Here is a 22,271-nt window from a genome sequence, read left to right as displayed (position 1 = left end):
GGGGCTTTTTATATTTTCCATTACACTATACTAGCCGCAGCCTTACTTCTGCGTAGCAGCCCAGGCGTCCATGGTCTTTTCGGCAATGGCCAGGGGCATGGCCGCATTCTGCAGCAGCTGGTCGTGGAAGGCGCTGAGCTTGAATTTGCTCCCCAGCTGCTTCTCGTACTTCTGGCGCAGCTCGCTGATTTTCAGTTGACCGATTTTGTAGGATAGCGCCTGTCCGGGCCAGGCCATGTAGCGCTCAATTTCGGCCGTGGCCGCCTGCTCGTCGATGCTGCGATTCGCCCGCATGTACTCGATGGCCTGCTCGCGGGTCATGTTCTTGCTGTGCATGCCCACATCCACCACCAGGCGAATGGCGCGGTGCATCTCCCCGTTCAGGGCACCCATGCGCTGGTAAGGATCGGTATAGAGGCCCAGCTCCTTGCCCAGGCTTTCCGTGTACAGGGCCCAGCCTTCGCTGAAGACGCTGTAGCCGCCGTAGCGGCGAAACTTGGGTAGGGCGGTATTTTCCTGCTGCAGGGCAATCTGGTAGTGGTGGCCCGGAATAGCCTCGTGCAGAAACAGATTGTCCATGCCGCGGGTCACGTTGTACTTGGTGGCGTCGAGGATGGGCACGTAGAAGATACCGGGGCGGGAGCCATCGGCCAGGCCGCGGTTATACTGGGCGCTGGCCGAGGCGGCGCGGAAGGCTTCGGTCTGGCGCACCTCAAAGCCGGTTTTGGGCACCCGGCCAAACATCTTCTTCAGGTTGGGGTCAATCTTGGCCTGAATGCCACGGTACACGTTGAGCACCTCTTCCGCCGTTTTGAAGGGCATGAATTTGGGGTCGGTGTTCAGGTAGTTGAAGAAGGCGTTCAGGTCGCCCTTGAAGCCCACTTCCGTTTTAATCTTCTCCATCTCCGCCCGTATGCGCTTCACCTCACTCAGCCCGACCTGGTAGATTTGGTCCGGGGTCATGTCGGTGGTGGTCGAGTTCTTCACCGCGAAGCGGTACATGCCTTCCCCACCGGGCACGGCCGAAATGCCGGTGGTAGTGCGCGCTTTGGGCAGATACTCGTTCTTCAGAAAGTCGTGCAACTTCTGATACGTGGGCACCAACTGCTCCTTGATGGCCTGCTGATACGCGGCCGTGAGGCGCTGCTGATCGGCGGGCGGCACGGCGGTCGGAAACTTAGCGACGGGCCCGTAGAAGATGCTCTTGCTGGGGTCGGTGGTGACCATAGCCTGGAGCTGAGGCAGCATTTTCTCTACCAACGGGCGGGGCAGCACCACGCCGCCGCGCATGCCCCGGCGGAAGTTGCTGATGGCCGTGTCAGCCCACACCGGATAGGCGCGCACGCGGCCCAGCCAGTTGTCGTAGTCCTGGGTGGTTTTGAAGGGCTGGTTGCCGGAGCCCGCGCCCAGCTGCGCCAACCCAATCGGCAGGCCGCCCATCTGGTTGAAGGGCATCATCCAGGTAGGCTGCTTGAGGCCTTCGAGCCGCATCTGCATCTCGTAGAGGAAGATGTCGTAGCTCACCCGGTCGTTGTCGGAGAGCTTACTGCGGTCGAACTTCTTGACCTGATCGAGGTACTGCTGGAAAAACTGCCGCTGGGTGGCGCGGTAGGCCACGGTGCCGTCGTTGGGCAGCTGGTCGTTGTAGCGGTTGTCGCCCTGCGAGGTGGCTTCCAGCGGATAGAGCTTGGCGCGCTCGTCCCAGTACTTCTCAAACATAGCGGCCAGAGCCGGCGAATCGGCAGCCACGGGCGCGGCAGTGTGGCTGGTCGCGGGGGTATGGCTCGTCAGGCTGCCCAGCAAAGCCGCCGCCAGCGCCGCCGACAGGAAAAGGTGTTTCATAGGGAAAGGGTGAGGTGGTGGGTAAATATAACGGTTACCCCACCCCCGCCCCCCTTCGCTTATTTTTTCTCTGACAACGTCAGCAGCTCTTTCAGATACTGACCCCAGATAAGCGGGTTGGAGTGGGTGCCGTGGCCGACGGTCAGGTCGGTGATGGGCAGGAGGATGTAGCGACCTTTGGGCACCTTTTTGATTTCCTGCTCCAGAATGGCCAGCTCCGGGGGGTTTACTTGGTCGTCGGCGGAGTTGATGGCGAAGAGCGGGGCTTTGATTTTGGTAAGGTGCGGGGCCGGGTCGTAGTCGCGGGAGGCGTCGAACTGATAAATGAAGTCGTTGGCGTCGAGGGAGGTCAGCAGCTGGGTGGTCCGCTTGGCCAGAGCTGCTTCGGCCAGCTCGCGCGTGGGGGCCGCTTTCTGCATCTGAAACGGACTGCTGGTCATAAAGATCAGCGAGGAGATGGCACCGGTGAGGCCCGTGCGGGGCTGGCTGGTGTAGGCACCGCCCTGCCAGGCCGGGTCCATCTGAATCAGGTCGATGGCCATTTTGCGGAGCATGCGGTTGCGCCCGGCAATTTCCACCGGCAGGCTAGCCAGCGGCATCAGAGCGTCCATAAAGTCGGGGTAGCGGTAGCCCCACACCCAGGTTTCCATTCCCCCCATCGACGTGCCCATCACCAGCCGGGCGTGCGCCACGCCCAGGTGCTCGGTCAGCAGGCGGTAGTTGGCCGTCACCATGTCGTTGTAGGTGTACTTGGGAAAGCGCATGCGCAGGCCGTTGCTGGGCTTGCTGGACTGGCCGTGCCCAATGGCGTCGGGCAGGATAATGTAGTACTTGGCCGCGTCCAGCACCTGGCCCGGCCCGAATAGGTTGCCGGCAAACTGCTCGCTCAGAAACTGCTGCCCCGTGCCCGTGGTGCCGTGCATAATGACCACCGCATTCATCACCCGCCCGCGCGCATCCTTGCGGGGCTGGCCCACCGTGGTGTAGTGCAGCTTCAGCTCCGGCAGCTTCTCCCCACTCTCAAACACGTAGCTTTTCAGGCTGTAGTCAGCCTCCACGGGCGGCGGGTACTTTATCACCGTTTGAGCGTAGCTGAACAGCGGCAGCCAGAGCAGCAGAAACAGTAGTTTTCTCATGTTGGGTGGGGTGGAGCCCGATACATTACGCATACGGGCGGCCAATAGAAGGGAGTGCTTCAAGGGAAATGAGCAGTGGTGGTGATGGGTAAATATAGCGGCGTTTGCGGTTAGCTTGTAGGTGAAAGGTGGTAGGGATAGAACTCCGCAGGAACAAAAAGCCCCCCATCGTATGAGCGCCCGGATATAGACAACAACTGGCCTCCACCAGCAGGCCGCCGACGGAAGCCGATACGCAGGTGCTGTTTCCGTTGCCGGGGGGCTTTTATCAGGTTTATCAGGTATAAACTACCTCTCCTTACACATGGGCCAACGGCTTACCACAACCGGCTGAGCAACCGTGCACCGTTGTCATACAGGAGCTGGCGCAGGGGGCCATTCTGGAAAGCCCGCGCATTGAATGGGGTGCCGGGCGCGTGGAGCAGCGGCGTAGTACTGTTGCGGGCGGCCTGGTAGGCGCGCTCGGCGCGGGGGAAATAGTGCATCAGCTCGCGCTCGAAGGTTGGCAGCTCCGTGGCGCGGGCGCAGGATTTCAACGAGTCCACCAGTCCATCAAAGTCGGAGCCCACGCTTACAAAGTCCCACCCGTTCAGCTGCTTGCCCTGCTCAGCTGGCAGAGCATTAATCACCGCAACGGTGTGCAGCACATTCAGGCAAAACAGATACAGCTCCCGCTCGCGCCGGCTCGTGCCGAAGAGTTCCTCCCCCAGTTCCGTTTCCCGCACCAGTGGTTCAAGGGCTTCCTCCTCGGGCAAGTCCAGCTTGGGCAGCTGTCGGGCCAGCACCGGAAACAGGGCCGCAAAGTCGGCTGGCGACATATAATCGGGGGCAAACAGCTCCAGCCTGTTCAACAGGCGTTTCGCGCTGCCTTCAAACCCAAGAATGCGGACGTCGAGGCTGATGCCGATTAGCCCCCCGCTACGGGCAATTTCCTCAATATCATCGTCCAGCAGGTTCAGCGTCCAGGAGTTGAACCACACGCTTTCGTGCTCACTCAGCTCGCCAGCTACCTGGCGGCGGGTGCGCATCCGCACGCAGGGTACCAGGGCGTCTTCGAGCCCGAAGTCGGTGAGCCGATCGGCCAGCCCCGCGAGGCGGAAGCCCGTGACCCCGACGTGCGTGGCCAGAAGAGGAATACCGCCGGGCGGGGCTTTAAAGCCATTTTTGGAAGCCAATAGCTCCCGGCGAAAAGCGTAGTATTCGAGCCGCGCTTGTAGGCTCATATGCTTGATGTCAATATGAATAGGATACGGATTCTGGCTTACGTCGAGGCAAGCCCGCACCACGGCCCGGCCCAGCTGGCGCAGCCCAGCTACCTGGGGCCGGGTAGCAGCCAGCTGCCGCACCAGCTTAAAGGCGTAGGCGTGGCTGCACAGCAGCTGCTCGCGAATGTGGCTGAAATGGGTGAGTGTCAGGTAGAGTAAGTCGCGCGTGGGATGCTCGCGGTAGGCCTGCACCGTGGCCACCGGATCGGCCGGGCCCGCAAACTCGTTGATGCGCTGCCGGCTCAGGCCGTGGCCTCCCTCCATGGCCAGCACCAGGTTCAGCTTGCCTGTTGCCAGCTGCGCGTCTGTTTTGCGGGAGAGGAGCTTCATTTGCCGGGACCTGGTCTGCGCCACCCACTCGTAGAAGCTCAGCTCCATTTCCACCAGGTCGTTGTAGCTGCCCCGGCCCTCCCGCACAAAGGCAAAGAACTCGTCGTCGAGCGGGGTTATTCTCTGGCTGTTAAGCAGGGCCAGCTTGCCTTTGTCGGAAGATAACACATGCTCAATGGCGATTAAACAGGCAATGCCCAAATGGACGCCGCCCTGGCGGGCCTGGGCTACGCAGGCCTGGCTTTCCAGAATGCGGCCCGCCAGGGAATCAATGATTCGTCCCAGGCCGGGTAGGCGCACGGGCTCCGTGCACCTGTCGTTCTGCCGCTCGCTTGCTTTAAAGGCCAGCAAAAACTGCTTGAAAAGCGGATGAAAATGAAAATCGAAGTAGTCGGCCATAACCAGGGGGCAACGTGCTGGAGCGGAAAAGAAGGCAGAGAATCAGATACCGACAAGAAGGCCCGGTGAGCACCCAAAAGGCGTAGCAGTTCAAGCGAGAGTAACACCCGCGCAACCCTTAATAAGCAGGCTTGGCGCGCGCCTGAAGCTGCTGCAGAACGCGCAGGCGCGCGTACGCCCCAATGGCCGGCGGGTAACCACCGGTACTTTCCTGAATGACAACCTGCTGGGGCAGGCTGGTGTGAGCCGCCAGCGTACGGGCAAACTCCTGGGCCGGCTCGCTCAAAGCCAACGCGGCTCCCATTCGTTCGTGCCCCACGGCCGCCGCTATGCCGGGCCGGGTGGTGGCTGCCAGTACCTGCTGCCAGTCTTTGTAGACCAGCTCGCGCATGGCCAACGGCTGCCGGTCGGAGGGGCCGCGCTCCTGCCCTCGCCCATCCGGGTAAGCATAGCGCAGCTGGTCGGCCGTCGGCAGCGCCACCTCCAATAGCTTATCCACCTGCAGAATGCCGGGGCCAAACTTATCGGGGCGCAACTGAGGCACCGGGCGCGCCGACCTGGCCAGGCAGTACCGAAACGCCTCTACCCGCTGCCAGGGCTCGGGGTAGTTGAGGGCCGTCTGGTGACGGGCCAGCCAGAGCAGGGCCGCGGCGGCTACGTGGGGCGTGGCGTAGCTCGTGCCGCTGCCGTAGGCCATGTCTTCCTCATTGTCGTCGTTGAGAATGGGCACGTACACGTCCTCTCCCGGCGCGGTGATGTCTACCTCCAGGCCGCGACAGCTGCCGCTCCAGGGGCCATCGTCGGGGTTGGAGGCGGCCACGCAGATCACCCCAGGGTACTTGCCCGGTGCCACCACAAACTTGACCTGATTGCCGGCCGCGCAGCACCAGATGCTGCCCCGGTCGTAGGCATACCGCGCCACCTCCGCCAGAACGCGGTTGCCCAGCGTGCCCATGCTCATAGTCAGCACCGGAAAGCCCGCGTCCACGGCCCGATGCACCCCGCGCACCAGCTCACTGATCCGGTCGACGAGAATAACGGACTTGGCAATGCGGAAGGGCGTGAGCAGTACGGCCGGTTTATCAGCGGCTTTGGGCAGTCCCCGGAGCAACCCCAGGTTGCCATCGTGCCCATTCAGACTTTGCGCGGCGGGGTTGCCTACCAGCACGCTAGCCGTACGCGTACCGTGGCCAGGCGCCTTCATAAAACCGCCCTGCAGCTCGTCGTGGGCATCGTCGTCGTTGGCTACCAGGTCATAATCGGCCGTTAAGTCGTAGCCGCCCCACAGCTTGGTGTGGTTGGTATAGCCCGTATCGAACTGGGCAATGCGCAGGTCGGCGAGGGCCGCGAGGGCCGCCGCATCCAAGTGCCGGGTGGTGAGGCGGTCGAAGCCAGTGGCTCGTCGGGTCCATTGCCGGATAGCGGCCAGATCCTTGGCTACGCTGGGGTTTAGCTTCCGCACATGCGCACTGTCGCGCCACTGTCGCAGAAAGCGGGGCTCGTCCCACTCCGAGCGTCCGTCTTCCCACAGCTCGAACAGGCCGCTTTCCGTCAGCTGCGGCGAAGCTATGGGTGCAAATTCCGGCCCGCCCTCCGTCGTTCGCTGGGGCAGATCGGGTTCGGCTTCCTCTACCCCATCAATGCTTTCGAGCTGGGCGGCCGTCACCCACGGATCGGACGACGCGGGCAGATCGAATAGCACAAAAGAGCTCAGGGCAGAGCGATCATCGCCGGGCACGAGCGGCACCACCGTGCCGCCAGGAAAGCGCCGCTGGAGGGTTTGCAGAGCATAATCGCGGGCTACTACTCCCGTCGTCAGCTTCAACACATAACGAGTACCAGGTCCAGCTGCCGGCTGGGGGGCAAAAAGCCCCCCAGCCGGCAGGGGCTCCGGGAAATCATCCGGCTTCGTGTTCAGCAGCTTATCGCTCGGCTGTTCGACGAGGGTCGGGGCCGGCCGGATGAGGCCTTGCAGCAGGCGCTGACGCTTTTCTTCCATGGCGGCGGGTACCGGCAGCGTACGCAGCGCTTCCATAATCTTGCTCACGCGCACGCCTTGGTTAGCTATCCAGTCAATCAGCTCGTCGCTCTCGCCGGCCTGGTACACCGTGCCATCCTTTTTCAGGTAGTTGCCCTGCGCATCCCGCCGCGGTACGCTGGCGTTATGAAGAGCAAATATTTCACCCGTTCCCAGCGCGATGACCATCCCCCCGCTGGAGCCCGGCAGCGTATCGCTCTCGTAGAATACGTGCTGGTCGGCACCGGGCGCGTCGGTGACCATCAGCAGGCGAATGTCGCGCAGCACCACCTTCTTAAAATCGCCCCCCGGATGCTGAATCACCAGGCAGTTTTCGCCCTCAATTATTTTGCCCAGGCCCCCATCCAGGCGCACGTGCCGGTACACGGCCAGCTCCTTGCCCGTATCACTGCGGGGCTCGACGGCCACCACCGTAAAATCCAGGCCATCGTAAGACTCGTCGAAGCCGGTTTCGGTGGGCGTCAGAAAAAACTGGTCGGGGCGCAAACGGAAGGTTTCTCCGGCCTGGGGCTGGCTATCTTCAGTGCGCTCATAGCCCATGGTTACGTACGCGGTGGCCGCCACTTCGCGGTTGGGCAACACATGATGATTGGTAATGAGCAGTCCGTCGCCAACCAGCCAGCCTGTGCCGTACTCGCCGCCCGCCAGAATAATACGACCCACGCAGCGGCTGCACGCCACGATGCGCTGCAGCACGCAGGCATCCTGAAAGTCCGGGCGGCCCATAGCCCGCTCCAGGGCCAGGGAAGGTGGTATCGGAGCACCTGTCAGGCGTGTTGCCTCTCGCCGCAAGCGAGCCTGTACTCGTTGCGGATTGGGCGAAATAGTGGTTAAGTCCTTGAGCCCCTGCTTGAATAAGTTGATGCCTTGTTCAATGTGCTCGATCTCCTTGGCGAAGCGGGTATAATCGGAAGCCGCCTGACGCGTGGCGGCCCACTCAAGTCGTGAAATAGCCATAGCCGTTGCAGAAATAACAATACTCGTACCCTCCTAAATATATAATTATTTTACTTATTTATTTTACTAAATGCTGACAACGTTTTTCTATCGGCAATATATAACCTACCCGTTTAAAGCATAAACGATTTATAAACAAGCAGTTGAACAAGTAAGGCTGGCAGCAATGGCAAGCATATCGTGCCCGTGCGGGCCGCAGACCAGGTACCGCGCCACGACGAAGCAGGTGTCGATGCTTTCGCCCTTGATGGTCAGGTAGGGGCGGTACCCGCCGCGGCCCTGGCCCCCACCAGCCGTGCGGATACGGATGACCACGTTCTGTACCTCCTTGATGGGGCCGAGGGAAATAACAGACAGCTCGTGCAGCGGCAAAAGGGATGAATGATTTCAACGCTCTGACCCCGACTGGCTGTTTTTAACAGGCGGCTAAATAAGCGAAGGCGAGCTATCGCAAGGGGGTTGAATTTATCTGAAGTAGAAAATTCATAAAAACTAATATATAATTCTGAAATCGGTACAGTGTCGCATCATTCTTGATATAGCTACAAAACCCTTCGGTTATTTTTACTTTATCAAGTTCTACATGTTCACTTCTTTACTTTCGCGCTTTCTTGTTTTGTGCCTGGCGTGCACTATTCTCGGTTGTTCATCGAAGGAAAAGGAGGCCGTAGTACCGGTCAAAAGTCTTGTTGGTCGGTGGGATGTCCTGGAAGCGTCGGTGACGTCCTACGAGCCAGATGGCCGTTACCTAAGCACACGTGACCTGGCAATTGGGAGCAACAGGTATTACGTCTTCTCCGCTGAGGGTATAATCGAGCCCTACACCAAGAATATAGGATCGCAGCCCGGCTTTTATAGCAACACCAACAACAGCTTGTCGCTGTCGTTTAGCTATGGCACCTTCCAGTATACGATTCCACCTACCATCAGCAACACGGAGTTAACGCTGATTGAAGATACCCGCAACCTCGCTACCGTACCTGAGAGCAGACGAAATAAGGTGGTGCTAGTGCATTTGAAAAAGTACAATTTACCCGATTAGGTGTCCAATAGTCTCCCTAAAAACTTGTCAGCAGTCATTTTCCGCTATTGATTTTCGCCTGGTCACCGAGCTCTGGCTTAAGCTCAGCAGATCTACGCGGCCGTTTGCTGGTGCCTGAGAACAGTTACCAAGGACTCAACGATTCCGTCTGTGGGGGGTTGGGAATCCACGTTGCCGTTGCCGACAGGTCCTGAGCTGGCTTGCAAATACGTACGTAGTCGACATCAAACTGCGCTTCGAGAAAGCTGGCATCGACCACCTCCAGCCCTAGCAGGACCTGCGCCGCGCGCCCGAAGGGGATGATCCTCTGGTTTTCTTCCAACCGGGGCAGACACTGGCCCGGTTCATAAGCAAGGGTAGAGAGCACCTGGCCGTCGAAAAACCACGTCAGCTCATGCTCGCTCCACGCCAGCCCATAGGTATGAAAGCTTTCATCCAGCCCCAGCGCACCCGCATAAGGGGGTATGTAGGTATAGGTTGCTTGCCAGAACGGATGAGGCTCGCCCTGTGCGGGGGCACGCGCGCAGTCGGCGGTGGCCGCGTTCCAGTTGTGCAGGGTTGTAGCAAAGCCAGAGAGCCCATCGTTGCCCTCCAGTACGTCGCACTCCATATCATTGCTCAGCAGCCAGAAGCCAGCATTGGCACCATAGCGCGTCGTTCGGGCCCGGTAGCGCGGGAGTCGGCAGCGAATTTCAAACAACCCCTGCTGCAAGGCATAGACGCCGTGGGCCGCGGAGTCAACCAGCGGATTGGGCTTCAGGCGCAACCCTCCCGAGCGGTAACGGCTCTGGGGAGTGCACGCCGCCGAGGCGTCGGGTGTGGCCGTGATGCGCAGGAACTGCACGTTATTCTCCGTCAGTAGCCGCAATGCCTGATTACCGCCGCCTACCAGATCGGGGGTAGCATCGAAGCAGTGCAGGCGATCCGCGTTTTCGTCGCCGACCCGATCCAGGTACCAGTTGGCTAACGTATGCGGCTGGCTGTCGAAGCCATCGAAAAAAACCTGCTGCCACTGGCCCCTAGGGTTAGCTGCACTCTGCAAGCCCGCGTCTCGCATGCACTGACTCCAGCTCGCCAGCGGGGCCAGCACGAGCAGGGCGAAAATAAGAAATGGGGATAGCATAAGCAGAAGTAGAAAAGGGAGCCGGCGGCTGGCCGATGATCCGTGCGGCAAGACGCGGCAACGACCGCTACGCGCGGGCCTCTACCTTTGAATGGAGAGCCGAACGCCGGTCCTAAAGATAGCGGTGGCGGCAAAAAGAGATAGAAGAAAGCGAAAATCAAGGCAGCCAATGGTGAAGGTTCCGGCAAATGCCCCCCAGCAACACACTCATTCCCTCCTACCATATCTACCAAAGGATTTGCGTATTTTCACCCTTGGTCAACTCGCGGGCAGAGTATCCTACGCAGAGCCCGCGAACGGGACAGACGAAAGGCCTATTTCCTTCACTTAACGCCGACGCAGCACATGGCAACCTTCTGGTTTCGGTTGGCCTTAGGCCTGGTGATTAGTCTGCTCTGCTGCTCGTGTCAGGAGAAGAAGGCCGCGCCCTCGCGCAAGGAGTTGAATGAGCTGAACCTCAGGATCGGCCAGCTCATTACCTGCGGCCCGCCGAACCAGCAGCTCGGGTCGGTAGACTTTCCCATTGCCTGCCGCCCAGAAACCCAGGCCAACTTCACCCTGGGGCTGAAGCTGTTGCATTCCTTTGAGTACGAGGAAGCAGAGAAGGTCTTCGCCGCCCTCATCCACCAGTAGCCGACCTGCCCTCTGCCCTATTGGGGCGTGGCCATGAGCACGTTTCACCCCCTCTGGACTCCCCCATCCGAAGCTGAGCTACGGAAGGGTGCCAAAGCCCTGAACATTGCACAGGCTCTGCCGCACTCCTCACCCAGGGAAGCCGCGTATATCGCTGCTCTGGTCACTTTTTATCAGGACTGGCAAACGATAGCGCATCGGACCCGGTGCCTGCGGTTTGCCGAGGCCATGCAAAAGCTAGCCGCCCGGTACCCCGACGATCAGGAAGCCACGATATTTTACGCCCTGGCCCTGACGGCCGCCGCTGATCCGGCTGACAAAACGTTTATTGAGCAAAAAAAGGCCGGTGCCCTGCTCACGGCGCTGTCTCCGAAGTACCCTAATCATCCGGGCATTGTCCATTATCTTATCCATGCCTATGATGTGCCGGGATTAGCTACGCTGGCCCTACCCGCAGCGCGCAAATACGCATTGGTGGCACCTTCCTCGGCGCATGCCTTGCATATGCCCTCACATATCTTTACTCCGCCTGGGGATCTGGCCGGAAGCCGTCGCGTCGAATCTGGCCTCAGTCGCGGCCGCCCGGTGCTACGCCGAACAGGCTGGCCTCAAGGGGCATTGGGACGAGGAACTGCATGGCCTGGACTACCTTATGTATGCCTATCTGCAGCAAGGCGACAATGCCAGCGCCAGGCGGCAGTGGACATACCTGAACTCGATTACCGCCGTCGAGCCTACCACATTCAAAGTGGCGTACGCGTATGCCGCTATTCCTGCCCGGTATGTGCTGGAAAACCGACAATGGGAGGACGCGGCCGGGCTTCAGCTTCACGGTGCTGGTTTTCCGTGGGAGAAGTTTCCCTGGCAGCAAGCCATCTTCCACTTTGCTCGGCTGCTGGGCGCCGTGCATACCGATAACCGGGCAGCCGCCCAAGCAGAATGGCAAGCACTACACCGACTGGAAACCATTCTGACGCAACAGAAAGACGCCTACAAAGCCCAGCAGGTGCACATTCAGCTGACAACAGGCGCGGCCTGGATGCGTTGGCAGGAGGGTAAAGCCGATGAGGCCGTGGCACTCATGAACCGCGCCGCTGCGCTGGAAGACAGCACCGAAAAGCACCCCGTCACGCCCAGCGAAGTGCTGCCGGCCCGTGAGCTGCTCGGGGATATGCTACTGGAAATGAACCGCCCAGCCGATGCCTTGGCCGCGTATGAAGCAAATCTACAGATACACCCCAACCGGTATAACGGGCTGTATGGCGCCGGGCGGGCGGCCGAGCGGGCTGGCAATGTGGGCAAGGCCCGCGGCTATTATCGGCAATTGCTTTCCGTGGCCGCCGCAAGTGCCACCAGACCCGAGCTCACGGCAATACGACAGTTCTTACGCAGCCAGCCGCCACCAAGCCGGAACACAAGTAATTCACTGGGGCTGGGGGGCAAAAGCAGATCGGCACTTGGGTATCAGGTGGATTAAAACAGGCCGTCAAATACGAAGTTTTCGTCTGAGGGCAACTGTGTTATGAGGCAACAGTGAGGGCGTTTTTCGATTAAGTTGAGGTGCGGCATGTGGGATAACACAAGGAAATAATCGACTTTTTTTAGCCCGATACCATGGCTGAATTTCTACGCCGCTGGGGGGCAAATATGAGCGTTGGCGCGTGTGCTGCAAGTTTTAAGGGAGCCGAATGCTCTTCGTTTAAAAACGAATCGAAGGACCCATGCAGAATAAAATTTGTGTTTCTGAAAAACGCGGCTTTACCTTTATAGCATCAATTCTTTCCCACTAAAAGGATTGTTTTTATAAAGAGGCGTGGAGAGACAGGCTCGACGAAACGCCGGCAACCCCCAGCACAACTGGAACGGTGCCAAGTCCTGACCATATAAAAACAAATTGCCGTGAAAAGCTCCCCCAGTACCCCCGCTGCATTCATCACCCGCTTCGCTCTACAGCATCGGTGTTGTATTATGTGTTGTTGCGCCGTCTGCATGCAGATGGCTAGTGTGGTCGGCTAAGGCGTCGGGAAAGACTCATTTTTCTGCTAATCCACTGCCGAGGAAAGTAGCGTTGCACCGCAAGGCAGCTATGCCCATCTGTAGCCCTCTGGCAGCGCCCGCAGCCCACGTCCGCCTGCCCAACCCGCCCCGAATGTCTTCGCGCTTCGGCTTCCGGTTTTAGGTCGGCCCACGCCCCCATCTTCTTCGCCAAAAGCTACTGCTTGTTTCGCGGCAGTGCTGAGCCCTTCTGTGCACAAGTGAGGCCACGAGGAAGAAAGTACGCGCCGCTAAAGCTTTGTTTATGGCGCGCCAGGGGCGAAAAGCAAGCCACCAACACCTCCCGCCCTGCTTCCCCAAAACCCGTCTGCCGCTACGCGCTGCGGGTCGGCTGGGGGGCAAATTGGGGTCGGCCAGATGGATTTATTCGACCCTTATCCTCTATTCCTTCCTCATGAAAACCTCTACTATTCTGGCCCTGCCAGCTGTTTTGCTGGCGGGCACAACCACCGGATTCGCGCAAACAACTGCCGCCCAACCGGCCGCTCAAACCGTGACCGGCACCATCACGGATGCCGCCGACCGAAGTCCGCTGCCGGGCGTCACGGTCCTTCTTAAGGGCACTACCACCGGCGCCTCCACAGATCCTGGGGGGCAATTTTCCTTGCCCATTCCTGCCAACGGTGCCACGCTGGTTATTACCGCAATCGGCTACGTCCGGCAGGAAATACGAACCACGGGCGGCGAGCTGCGTGTGGCGTTGAAATCTGATGTAAAGCAGCTCTCGGAAGTGGTGATAACCGGCTACAGCGAACAAAACCGCAAGTCCCTGACCAGCGCTATTTCCTCGGTAAAAGGCGACGCCCTTAAAGATGTGCCCGCTGCCAGTCCCGATCAGCTCTTGCAGGGCAAAGCCGCCGGTGTGCAGGTGTCGGCCAACTCCGGTGTGCCGGGCGGCGGTATTTTTATCCGGGTGCGGGGCAGCAACTCCGTAAATGCCAGCAACGACCCGCTCTACGTGGTTGATGGGGTATTCATCAACAACACCAACCTGATTGCTACAGGCCTGGGCAACCAGGTGTCATCAAACCCGCTGGCCGATATCAACCCCCAGGATATTGAGAGCATCGAGATTCTGAAAGACGCCAACGCTACGGCCATTTACGGCTCGCGGGGGGCAAATGGGGTGGTGCTCATCCGCACGAAGCGCGGTAAAGCCGGCGACAAAACCCGCATCACTTTCGATACTTACCAGGCCTTATCCGAAGCGCCCAAAAAGTACAAGCTGGTGAGCGGCCCGGAGTTGGCGACCCTGGAAAATGAGCGGTTCCTGAACGACGGCGGCAACCCGGCGCTGGTGCCTTTCCGGTCCGTAGCGGAAGGCGGCCGGGGCCTGCCGGAAGAGCAACAGACCTACGACCGCCTCTCCGACGTGTTCCGCACGGCCCGCACCCAGAGCTACGAAGTATCGGCAGCCGGCGGCTCTGATAAAACGCAATTCTACATCGGCGCGGGCTATTTTGACCAGCAGTCCATCGCGCGGCCCAGCAAGTTCAACCGCTTCAGCCTGCGCGTAAACCTGGATAACTCCGTGACCGACAAGGTACGCATCGGGACGAGTACGGCTCTGACGCGCACCCAGCGCAACGTGAGCAGCAACGACAACAATCCCGTCGGCGTCATCAACTCGGCCCTGTTTCCGCGCACCAATCTGCCCGTGTACAATCCCGACGGCAGCTACGCCAAGTACGGCTCCTTCGACAACCACCAGGCCCTGATCGACAACCTGAACAACGACGCGGTCGGCACCCGCGTCATCTCGAACGTGTACGGCGAGTACCGCATCTAGCCCAACCTGACCCTGCGCAGCAGCTGGAGCATTGACTTCAACGACATGTACGAGAATAACTTCAACAACACGCTCATCCTGGCCGGCCAGCCTCGCGGCACCGCCTCGTCCTTTCTCTCCCGCGACATTACGTTGCTTAATGAGCAGACGCTGAACTACTCGGTCAACATTGGCGAAAATCACTTTTTGCAGGCCCTGGTGGGCAATACGCTCCAGCGCAACACCTTCCAGCGCACGACTTTGGCCGGCCAGCAATTTCCCGGCAACGACCTGCCCACCATTGCCTCCTCTGCCACCCAAACCGGTTCTTCGGCTCGCTCGCAAGCTGGTTTGGTCTCGTTTTTTGGCAAGGCAACCTACTCCTTCAAAGAGCGCTACACGGCCGACGTAAGCCTGCGGGCCGATGCCTCCTCGCGCTTCGGAGCCAACAACCGTTGGGGTTATTTCCCAGCCGTGGGCCTGGGCTGGCGTCTGGGCGAAGAAAGCTTTATCAAAGACCTGAATGTGTTTGAGGAGCTGAAGCTGCGGGCCAGTGCGGGCCGCACCGGCAACCAGGCCGGCATCAGCGACTTTGCTTCTTTGGGCTTGGTGCAGGGCGGCGCCAACTACCTCGATTTGCCCGGCACAACGCCTTTGCAGCTCGCTAACCCCAATCTGAGTTGGGAAAGCACCGAGCAGTGGAACGTGGGCCTGGATGCGGCTGTGCTGCAAAACCGGCTGATCGTGGAGCTGAATTACTACGACAAATACACCTCCGGCCTGCTGCTGAATGTGCCCGTGCCGCGCAAAATCGGCTTCTCCTCGGTGGTCGAGAACTTTGGGGCCGTCAGCAACAAAGGCGTGGAGCTGCAAGTGACGGCCAACTGGCTGCCCAAGTCGGCGGTGCAGTGGAGCACCAGCTTCAACATCGCCCGCAACGTGAACAAAGTAGAGAAGCTGGCCGCCCCGATTACGGCTGGCTCGCGCGATATTTTCCGGCTGGAAGAAGGCCAGTCTTTATACTCGTTCTGGCTCTACAAGCAAACCCGTGTGAACCCCGAAAGCGGCGACGCCGAGTACGAAGACGTGAACGGCGACGGCACCATCACCGTGGCCGACCGCCAGCTGGTAGGCACCGCCTGGCCCGACTTCTTCGGCGGCCTCACTAACTCGGTGAATTACAAAGGCTTTGATCTGGGCTTTACGCTGAACTTCGAGCGGGGGGCAAAAATCATGAACATGAACCGCTTCTTCCTCGTGCACGGCGGTACCCAGAGCAACATCGGCTACCTGGCCAACCAGCTCGACCGCTGGCAGCAGCCCGGCGACCAGACCGACATCCCGCGCCTCACCACCAACGCCGCCAGCAACAACTACGGCGGGGTAGTCCAAAACCTGAGCGACCGCTACCTCGAAGACGGCTCGTTTCTGCGCCTGCGGACTTTATCATTGGGCTACAACGTGCCCAAAGAAGTCGTTGCCAAAAGCCGGCTGAACTCGCTGCGGCTCTATGTGCAGGCCGCTAACCTGTTCACCATCACGCCTTACTCCGGCCTCGACCCGGAGGTGAATTCTCAGGGCGGCGTGGCCAACACCAAAAACTTCGACTGGGCCACCGTACCCCAGCCCCGCACTTTTCAGGTGGGCCTAACGGTCGGACTCTAAGCTTTTACTCGTCATGAAACATACCCTATATCGCCTCTTATTTGCGACTCAGGTTGCGGCCATTAGCTTTAGCCTCGCCTCTTGCAACGACTTGCTGGAGCCCCAGCCGGTACAGCAGCTTCCCGCCGACCAGGCCATCACGGACGCCGGCAGCGCCCGCGCCGCCACCATCGGCGCTTACGACCGCGTGCAGTCGTATTATCAGCTAAACTGGCCCGTGCTGGGATTTTTACCCGGCGAAAGTGTGCGCTTCAACGGCACGCTCAACCAGTTTTTGCAGATCGATCAAAACCAGCTCAGCGCCGATAACGTGCTGATTACGGAAGCCTGGACGCAGATGTATCAGGCCGTGAACGTTGCTAATAACCTGCTGGCGGCAGTGCCCGATGTAAACGACCCGCTGCTGCCGGCAGCGGAGAAAAATCAATTGCTGGGCGAGGCGCATTTCCTGCGGGCGCTGGCTTACTTTGACCTGGGCCGGGGCTGGGGCGGGGTGCCGCTGATCCTCACGCCCACCCGCACCAAGGAAAACGGCTAGGGCATCGGCCGCAGCACCCTGGCGCAGACGTACGACCAGGTACTGGCTGACTTGATCGAAGCCGAAACCTTGCTGCCCGACGGCACCACGCGCAACCGCGCCGTAAAAACCACCGCCCGCGCCCTGCGCGCCCGCCTGCACCTCTACCGCCAGCAGTGGGCCGAGGCCGAAACCTACGCTACGCAGGTCATCAGCAGCGCCAACTACAGTTTGGTGACACCTTATCGGGCCATTTCCACGGCGTCGTTTCTGAGTCGGGAATCGGTGCTGGAGCTCACCTTCAGCAACTCCGATGCGAATACCATGTGGAACAACTGGTTTCCGAGCGCGCTTGGGGGGCAATTTAACTTTCAGCCCGTGCCCACGGCCATTGCTTTGCTCAACGACCCAGCGGTGGGGGGCAATCGTTCGGCGCTGCTGGCTACTACTACTATTGCCGGGGCTAGCGTAACGTATGGTAACCTGTACAGCCGCTCCGCCCAGCGCGACGACCCCAGCTACGTGCTGCGCCTGGCCGAGCAGTACCTCATACGGGCCGAAGCCCGCGCCCGCCAGGGCAAGCTTTCCCAGGCATTGGCTGACCTGAACGCCGTGCGTGCTCGCGCCGGCGTGCCTGCCAGCACCGCCGCTAACGCCGACCAATTGCTCCTAGCCATCGAAAATGAGCGACGTGTTGAGTTTGCCTTCGAGGCCGACCGCTGGTTTGACCTCGTGCGCACCGGCCGCGCAGGCGTAGTGCTCGGCGTCATGGACCAGCGCCGATGGCTGTTTCCTTTGCCCTTTAATGACCTGGTAGCAGACCCCGCTCTGGAGCAGAATCCAGGCTATTAGTCGGTAACAGAATAAAAAAGGCCGTAAAGCTCAATCAAAGACAACGTCATGCAGCGCAGCGCGAAGCATCTCGCGAATGGTAACTTAATTAAAAAGGCGGTCATACTGAGCTTGTCGAAGCATCTCTACCGCTTCGTTGTAACGATATTGATTACTAACCAGTAGAGATGCTTCGACAAGCTCAGCATGATAGTCACTACTTAGACATCAGCACGCGAGATGCTTCGCGCTGCGCTGCATGACTGCCTTTACAAATAGCTATTCATCTGCGCCTGCATCTTTTCTTTCAATTTCTTCTTCCATGATCAAAACATACATTTCGGCGGCGCTGCTCACAGTGAGTTTAACCTTAGCGACGCCGGCGGCGGCCCAAAACAGCTACTTTTTCCCCGACGCGCCAACGGACTCCTTCGACCCGGCCATCCCCACACCCGAGCAGTTTCTGGGCTACCCCATCGGCTCGCACTACACCCGCACCGACCAGATTGTGGCTTACCTGCGGGAGCTGGACCGGGTATCAGACAAGGTGAGTCTGCGGGTGCTGGGCAAAACGTTTGAGGAGCGGCCCCAGGTGGTAGCCACCATTACAGCGGTAGCCAACCAACAGAACCTGGACCAGCTGCGCCAGCAACGCCGGGCCCTGACTGACCCCACCCAACCCGCGCCCGACTACAAGCGCCTGCCGGTGATTATCAGTCTTAACTACGGCGTGCACGGCAACGAAAGCTCCAGCTCGGAAGCCGCGTTGCTCACAGCCTATTACCTTACGGCCTCTACCAGTCCCGAAACCCAGCAGTGGCTGGAGCAGTCCGTTATTACCATCGACCCGCTCGAAAACCCCGACGGGCGCGACCGGGCCTCGCACTGGTTTGATCAGAATAAGTCGTGGCCGCCCGTGACGGACCCGCTTGACCGGGAGCACACCGAAGCCTGGCCAGGTGGCCGCACCAACCATTTTTACACCGACCTGAACCGTGACTGGCTGCCGCTGACTCAGCCTGAAAGCCGGGCCCGGATGGCGTTTCTGCACGAGTGGTACCCGAATGTGATGATTGACTTTCACGAAATGGGCACCAACAGCACCTACTATTTTGAGCCTACCAAGCCCCTGAGCACCGAAAACGACCTGATTCCGCGCGCCACTTATGAGGTGCTGAACGTACATCTGGCCAAGTATCACGCCCAGGCCCTGGATAAGCTCGGCTCCCTGTACTGGACCAAAGAGCAGTTCGATAATCTGTCACCCATCTACGGCTCCACCTATCCCGATTTTCAGGGTGGGGTAGGCGCCACCTTTGAAGTTGGCAGCTCCCGCGGGCTGGCCCAGGAAGGCACGAATGGCGTCGTGACCTTCCCCTTTACCATCCGCAACCACGTGGCTACTGGTCTGGCTACCGTGCGCGGCGCGGTGGAGGAAAAAGAACTGTATCTGCGCCATCAGCGCGACTTTTTCGCCTCCGCGCTAACAGCAGCCAGGAAGTTTCCGACCAAAGCCTATGTCTTTGGTAGTGCTAAAGATCAAACCCTCACCAACCGCCTCCTCGACCTGCTCCTGCAGCACAAAATTCAGGTGCATGAGCTGGGTAAAACGGTGACGCTCGATAAGCAGACGTTTGAAAAGGGCAAGACATATGTGGTGCCCACCGCCCAGCCTCAGTACCGCATTGTCAACTCCCTGTTTGAGGAGCTGACCACGTTTCACGACAGCGTATTCTACGACGTAACCGGCTGGAGCCAGGCCCACGCCTACGGCCTGCCGGTGAGCAAGCAGAAGAATGCGTCGCTGGTGCAGGGAGCGCCCATTGCAGCTTCCAAAGTATTGGCTGGCAGCGTGCTGGGGGGCAAAAGCAGTTACGCTTACCTATTGCCCTGGACTGACTACAACGCACCCAAGGCCCTAGTAGCATTACAACGCGCTGGTGTCACCGCTAAAGTTGCCTTTAAGCCATTCCGAGCCGGCTCAGCGGCCCAACCCACCGACTTTGGCTACGGCACCGTAGTCGTGCCGATGGCGGGCCAGCAGCTGCCGGCCGATTCGGTATTCCAGATTCTGACTCGGGTAAGCAAGCAGGCCCAGGTCACGTTCACTAGCGTAGCTACTGGGTTCAGTCTGGGTGGTATCGATCTGGGTTCCAACAATGTACGTACCCTTCCTGAAACCACAGCCGCGCTACTAGTTGGTGCGGGCACCACGGCCTCGGAGGTCGGCGAAGCATGGTTTGTGGCCAGCCAGCATTTGGGGCTGCCGCTGAGTAAGCTGGAACTGAGCAACGTGAGCCGCGCGCCGCTGGGTCGCTATACCAGTCTGGTGCTTGTGGGGGGCAATTATGCCGCGCTGGATAAAGCAACAGTGGACAAAATCCGGCGCTGGGTGCAGGAGGGCGGCACGCTTATTACCTTAAAAAATGCCTCGGAGTGGGCCATCAAGCAGGGCATCGTGAAGGAAAAGCTGCTGATTCCGGCCAACGGTGGCTGGGCTGATACCACTGCGGCGCGCGCCGTTACTACAGCCCCGGCAACCGCGGGCAAGAAGACGAAGGAAACCGCCAACGCTTCCCCGCAGACTTCGCGCCGTCTCGATTTTGTTGACCAGGAACACGAAGGCACCCGCGCCATTGCCGGCTCCATCTACCGCGCCGACGTGGACCTGACCAACCCCATTGCTTTCGGCCTCACCGACCGGCGCTTGTACGTGTTCCGCAATGGCACCACCTTCCTGCGGCCCAGCCGCAACCCCTACGCTACGGTCGCTCAGTACACGGCCACGCCTTTGGTCAGCGGCTACGTGTCGAAAGCTAATCTAAAGCAGATCAGCAACTCAGCGGCCATCGTGGTGAGCAAGGTAGGAGCCGGGCGGGTTGTGCTCTTCGCCGACGACCCCAACTTCCGCCACTACTGGCACGGTACGGCCCGCCTCTTCAGCAACGCTCTATTGCTGGGGCCGCTACTCAACCTGCCCGAAGGTCCGGCCACTATTTCGGCAGAGGAAGAATAGACTGTCCATCTGGTTTCGGACTGTTTCATAATGCTTTACCGTATTCACTAATATACACAGCAAACACAGCCGATTAATGGCTATTTCGTCGGGGCTGCTTTGTGGGGCTTAAACACGATGCGGAAAGCCCGCAGCGCAGCCGGGTGGTAGATGGTGGCGTGCGTTTCTTCCGGCATAGCCTGATAGTAAGAAGTAAGTTTAGCTGGGGCCGCACTCTTCAGGGTGGCGGCGAAGCGCCGGGTGGTGGTGGCCGTTTCCGTGTCGCTGCTGAAGGCAACATATAGTGTCTTCGCCGGCCCCGCGTACGCCCGCACTATCTTATCGGCCTGGGCAACCAGCTCCCCGTTATTCCACCACAAACTCGGGTCGAAAGCCACGTACGTGTCGAATAAATCGGGCTCCAATAACCAGGTTTCCACCACAAACAGACCGGCCAGAGATTCCCCAACAATGGCGGTTTCAGCGGTGGTGCGGTAGCGCTGCCGGATAGTGGGCATCAGCTCCGTGCGGATAAATTTGCGGAAGGCCGCAGACCCACCCACCTGGGGGGCAATTTTCCGGTCCTCGGCGTTGGTGGTGGGCCCGGTCATATCCCGCCGCCGCTGGGTATTCTCGATGCCCACCACGATAAACGGCCGCATGGTGTAGTTGCCGGTGCCTACCTGCACCAGCCCGGCCACATGCAGAAAGTCCTCCGCCATGCCACCATCGGGCATGTACAGAACGGGCAGCCGGAGGGTAGCAGAGTCCGCGTAGCCCGGTGGCAGGTACACGTTGATGCGGCGGGTTTCTCTGAGGGTGGCGGAGGCGAGCGTGAAGGTCTGACCTATCGTCAGCGGCGCGGCCTGGTCCTGCGCCGCGGCAGACTGGTCACAAACGACGCTTAGCAGCAGGAGTATAAGCGGAAACAGAAAAGACGATTTCACTCTGAGACGGGATAAGGAATGCCTATTACTGACCGTATACACGGTTTCACAAACTGTGTATGCGGTATGTGGGGAACTCGACACTGCTATAGAAGATAAATAACAGGAAAGCGGTAGAGATGCAAAATATTGCGTCGCTACGGCGTGCTGGTTAATATAAGGCGCAATCTAGAGCTAGCAACTAACTCCCCTCCTCAGCTGAGGAGGGGAGTTAGTTGCCGAAGGCACGGCTGGAGTGTGCCACCGGAGGAAGGTCTTTGCTGATGTTGTTTAGTTGTTTAGTTGTTTAAAGAAACGTCATGCAGAGCATTTAGCGCACATCAAGCAGCGACGAAGCCTCTCGCGTGCTGATGCTGGAGTACTACTCTAACAGAGCGAGCAAGATGCTTCGGCTCCGTCTCGCCGATCCATGGGCAGAATTCCAAGGAACGTCCGCCATATAGTGCGAGAAGTCCAGCAGCCAAAATCAAGACAAATTCTTGTGAGAGGAGCCGCTATTTAAATTTAGTAGTGATAAGCCAGAAGTATCGGGCTTACCTTAGTAGTCAACAGTCCCCAATCATAGGCTAATCATTTTTAGCATTTTACGAACTTCCCGTTGTAATTACCAGTCTTATGAGGATGAGGGTATGACCTGTGGTTTGTTAAGAGGCGATTCAAGAGGAAAGCTGGTTAACGCGTCTCTTGATGATTTAAGAAAATTTATTTTATCAAGGATGAGCGGAATT

Annotated in this window: 14 protein-coding genes, 1 pseudogene and 1 riboswitch; of the genes and pseudogenes, 7 read left to right on the top strand and 8 right to left on the bottom strand. The window is 59.2% G+C overall.

The genetic code is table 11. The annotated features are described in order from the left end of the window. Positions 1 to 42: 42 nt before the first annotated feature. From B9A24_RS09250 to B9A24_RS09230, 5 genes are all read right to left on the bottom strand, one after another. Positions 43 to 1,842, bottom strand: a complete 1,800-nt coding sequence (locus B9A24_RS09250; RefSeq protein WP_200813899.1) for a DUF885 domain-containing protein — start codon at positions 1,840 to 1,842, stop codon at positions 43 to 45. 59 nt (positions 1,843 to 1,901) lie between these two features. Further along, positions 1,902 to 2,978 carry an alpha/beta fold hydrolase gene (locus B9A24_RS09245; protein ID WP_084444891.1) on the bottom strand — a complete coding sequence of 359 codons (1,077 nt, stop codon included), beginning with the start codon at positions 2,976 to 2,978 and terminating at the stop codon, positions 1,902 to 1,904. A 317-nt stretch (positions 2,979 to 3,295) separates the two neighbouring features. Then, the gene (locus B9A24_RS09240) at positions 3,296 to 4,972 is read right to left on the bottom strand and encodes an amidohydrolase family protein (protein WP_084444886.1); all 1,677 of its coding nucleotides are present in this window, start codon (positions 4,970 to 4,972) and stop codon (positions 3,296 to 3,298) included. 118 nt (positions 4,973 to 5,090) lie between these two features. Further along, positions 5,091 to 7,967, bottom strand: a complete 2,877-nt coding sequence (locus B9A24_RS09235) for a S8 family serine peptidase (protein WP_084444885.1) — start codon at positions 7,965 to 7,967, stop codon at positions 5,091 to 5,093. A gap of 129 nt (positions 7,968 to 8,096) precedes the next feature. Further along, positions 8,097 to 8,339 carry a hypothetical protein gene (locus tag B9A24_RS09230; RefSeq protein WP_084444884.1) on the bottom strand — a complete coding sequence of 81 codons (243 nt, stop codon included), beginning with the start codon at positions 8,337 to 8,339 and terminating at the stop codon, positions 8,097 to 8,099. Between the two features lie 211 nt (positions 8,340 to 8,550). On the opposite strand from B9A24_RS09230, the gene B9A24_RS09225 reads away from it, so the two are divergent. Then, positions 8,551 to 9,009, top strand: coding sequence for a hypothetical protein (locus tag B9A24_RS09225; protein ID WP_143434870.1), 459 nt, complete (start codon positions 8,551 to 8,553; stop codon positions 9,007 to 9,009). Between the two features lie 124 nt (positions 9,010 to 9,133). Here B9A24_RS09225 and B9A24_RS09220 read toward each other — a convergent pair whose 3' ends face one another. Next, positions 9,134 to 10,132 (bottom strand): glycoside hydrolase family 16 protein, encoded by a 999-nt coding sequence (locus B9A24_RS09220; protein WP_084444882.1) that lies wholly within the window; start codon positions 10,130 to 10,132, stop codon positions 9,134 to 9,136. Between the two features lie 345 nt (positions 10,133 to 10,477). On the opposite strand from B9A24_RS09220, the gene B9A24_RS21645 reads away from it, so the two are divergent. Next, on the top strand, positions 10,478 to 10,765 hold the full coding sequence (locus tag B9A24_RS21645) for a hypothetical protein (protein ID WP_143434869.1): 288 nt from the start codon (positions 10,478 to 10,480) through the stop codon (positions 10,763 to 10,765). 237 nt (positions 10,766 to 11,002) lie between these two features. On the opposite strand, the gene B9A24_RS22050 is transcribed toward B9A24_RS21645, so the two are convergent. Next, complete coding sequence (locus tag B9A24_RS22050) at positions 11,003 to 11,179, bottom strand: hypothetical protein (RefSeq protein ID WP_159452005.1); 177 nt, start codon at positions 11,177 to 11,179, stop codon at positions 11,003 to 11,005. A gap of 79 nt (positions 11,180 to 11,258) precedes the next feature. On the opposite strand from B9A24_RS22050, the gene B9A24_RS21640 reads away from it, so the two are divergent. The 5 genes and pseudogenes from B9A24_RS21640 to B9A24_RS09195 all read left to right on the top strand — a co-directional run bounded on the left by B9A24_RS21640 (position 11,259) and on the right by B9A24_RS09195 (position 20,617). Further along, positions 11,259 to 12,242 carry a tetratricopeptide repeat protein gene (locus B9A24_RS21640; protein WP_143434868.1) on the top strand — a complete coding sequence of 328 codons (984 nt, stop codon included), beginning with the start codon at positions 11,259 to 11,261 and terminating at the stop codon, positions 12,240 to 12,242. A gap of 321 nt (positions 12,243 to 12,563) precedes the next feature. Then, positions 12,564 to 12,655, top strand: a riboswitch (SAM riboswitch). Between the two features lie 409 nt (positions 12,656 to 13,064). Next, positions 13,065 to 16,253: pseudogene (locus tag B9A24_RS22660) on the top strand (SusC/RagA family TonB-linked outer membrane protein). A gap of 13 nt (positions 16,254 to 16,266) precedes the next feature. Beyond that, the gene (locus tag B9A24_RS21635) at positions 16,267 to 16,791 is read left to right on the top strand and encodes a RagB/SusD family nutrient uptake outer membrane protein (RefSeq protein WP_143434867.1); all 525 of its coding nucleotides are present in this window, start codon (positions 16,267 to 16,269) and stop codon (positions 16,789 to 16,791) included. Positions 16,792 to 16,842: 51 nt separating this feature from the next. Beyond that, the gene (locus tag B9A24_RS21630) at positions 16,843 to 17,622 is read left to right on the top strand and encodes a RagB/SusD family nutrient uptake outer membrane protein (protein WP_143434866.1); all 780 of its coding nucleotides are present in this window, start codon (positions 16,843 to 16,845) and stop codon (positions 17,620 to 17,622) included. A gap of 301 nt (positions 17,623 to 17,923) precedes the next feature. Then, positions 17,924 to 20,617, top strand: coding sequence for a M14 family zinc carboxypeptidase (locus B9A24_RS09195; protein ID WP_084444879.1), 2,694 nt, complete (start codon positions 17,924 to 17,926; stop codon positions 20,615 to 20,617). A gap of 80 nt (positions 20,618 to 20,697) precedes the next feature. Here B9A24_RS09195 and B9A24_RS09190 read toward each other — a convergent pair whose 3' ends face one another. Continuing rightward, on the bottom strand, positions 20,698 to 21,543 hold the full coding sequence (locus tag B9A24_RS09190; RefSeq protein WP_084444878.1) for an alpha/beta hydrolase: 846 nt from the start codon (positions 21,541 to 21,543) through the stop codon (positions 20,698 to 20,700). Positions 21,544 to 22,271 lie beyond the last annotated feature (728 nt).

This window comes from Hymenobacter roseosalivarius DSM 11622 (genome assembly GCF_900176135.1).
Taxonomy (GTDB): domain Bacteria; phylum Bacteroidota; class Bacteroidia; order Cytophagales; family Hymenobacteraceae; genus Hymenobacter; species Hymenobacter roseosalivarius.
Note: the sequence above shows the minus strand (reverse complement) of the source record. Positions and strands in the feature narration are given on the sequence as shown.

Coding starts and splice junctions, on each gene's coding strand:
- B9A24_RS09250 (WP_200813899.1), bottom strand. CDS start 1,842: ATGAAACACCTTTTCCTGTCGGCGGCGCTGGCGGCGGCTTTGCTGGGC.
- B9A24_RS09245 (WP_084444891.1), bottom strand. CDS start 2,978: ATGAGAAAACTACTGTTTCTGCTGCTCTGGCTGCCGCTGTTCAGCTAC.
- B9A24_RS09240 (WP_084444886.1), bottom strand. CDS start 4,972: ATGGCCGACTACTTCGATTTTCATTTTCATCCGCTTTTCAAGCAGTTT.
- B9A24_RS09235 (WP_084444885.1), bottom strand. CDS start 7,967: ATGGCTATTTCACGACTTGAGTGGGCCGCCACGCGTCAGGCGGCTTCC.
- B9A24_RS09225 (WP_143434870.1), top strand. CDS start 8,551: ATGTTCACTTCTTTACTTTCGCGCTTTCTTGTTTTGTGCCTGGCGTGC.
- B9A24_RS09220 (WP_084444882.1), bottom strand. CDS start 10,132: ATGCTATCCCCATTTCTTATTTTCGCCCTGCTCGTGCTGGCCCCGCTG.
- B9A24_RS21645 (WP_143434869.1), top strand. CDS start 10,478: ATGGCAACCTTCTGGTTTCGGTTGGCCTTAGGCCTGGTGATTAGTCTG.
- B9A24_RS22050 (WP_159452005.1), bottom strand. CDS start 11,179: ATGGATAAGATAATGGACAATGCCCGGATGATTAGGGTACTTCGGAGA.
- B9A24_RS21640 (WP_143434868.1), top strand. CDS start 11,259: ATGCCTTGCATATGCCCTCACATATCTTTACTCCGCCTGGGGATCTGG.
- B9A24_RS21635 (WP_143434867.1), top strand. CDS start 16,267: ATGAAACATACCCTATATCGCCTCTTATTTGCGACTCAGGTTGCGGCC.
- B9A24_RS09195 (WP_084444879.1), top strand. CDS start 17,924: ATGATCAAAACATACATTTCGGCGGCGCTGCTCACAGTGAGTTTAACC.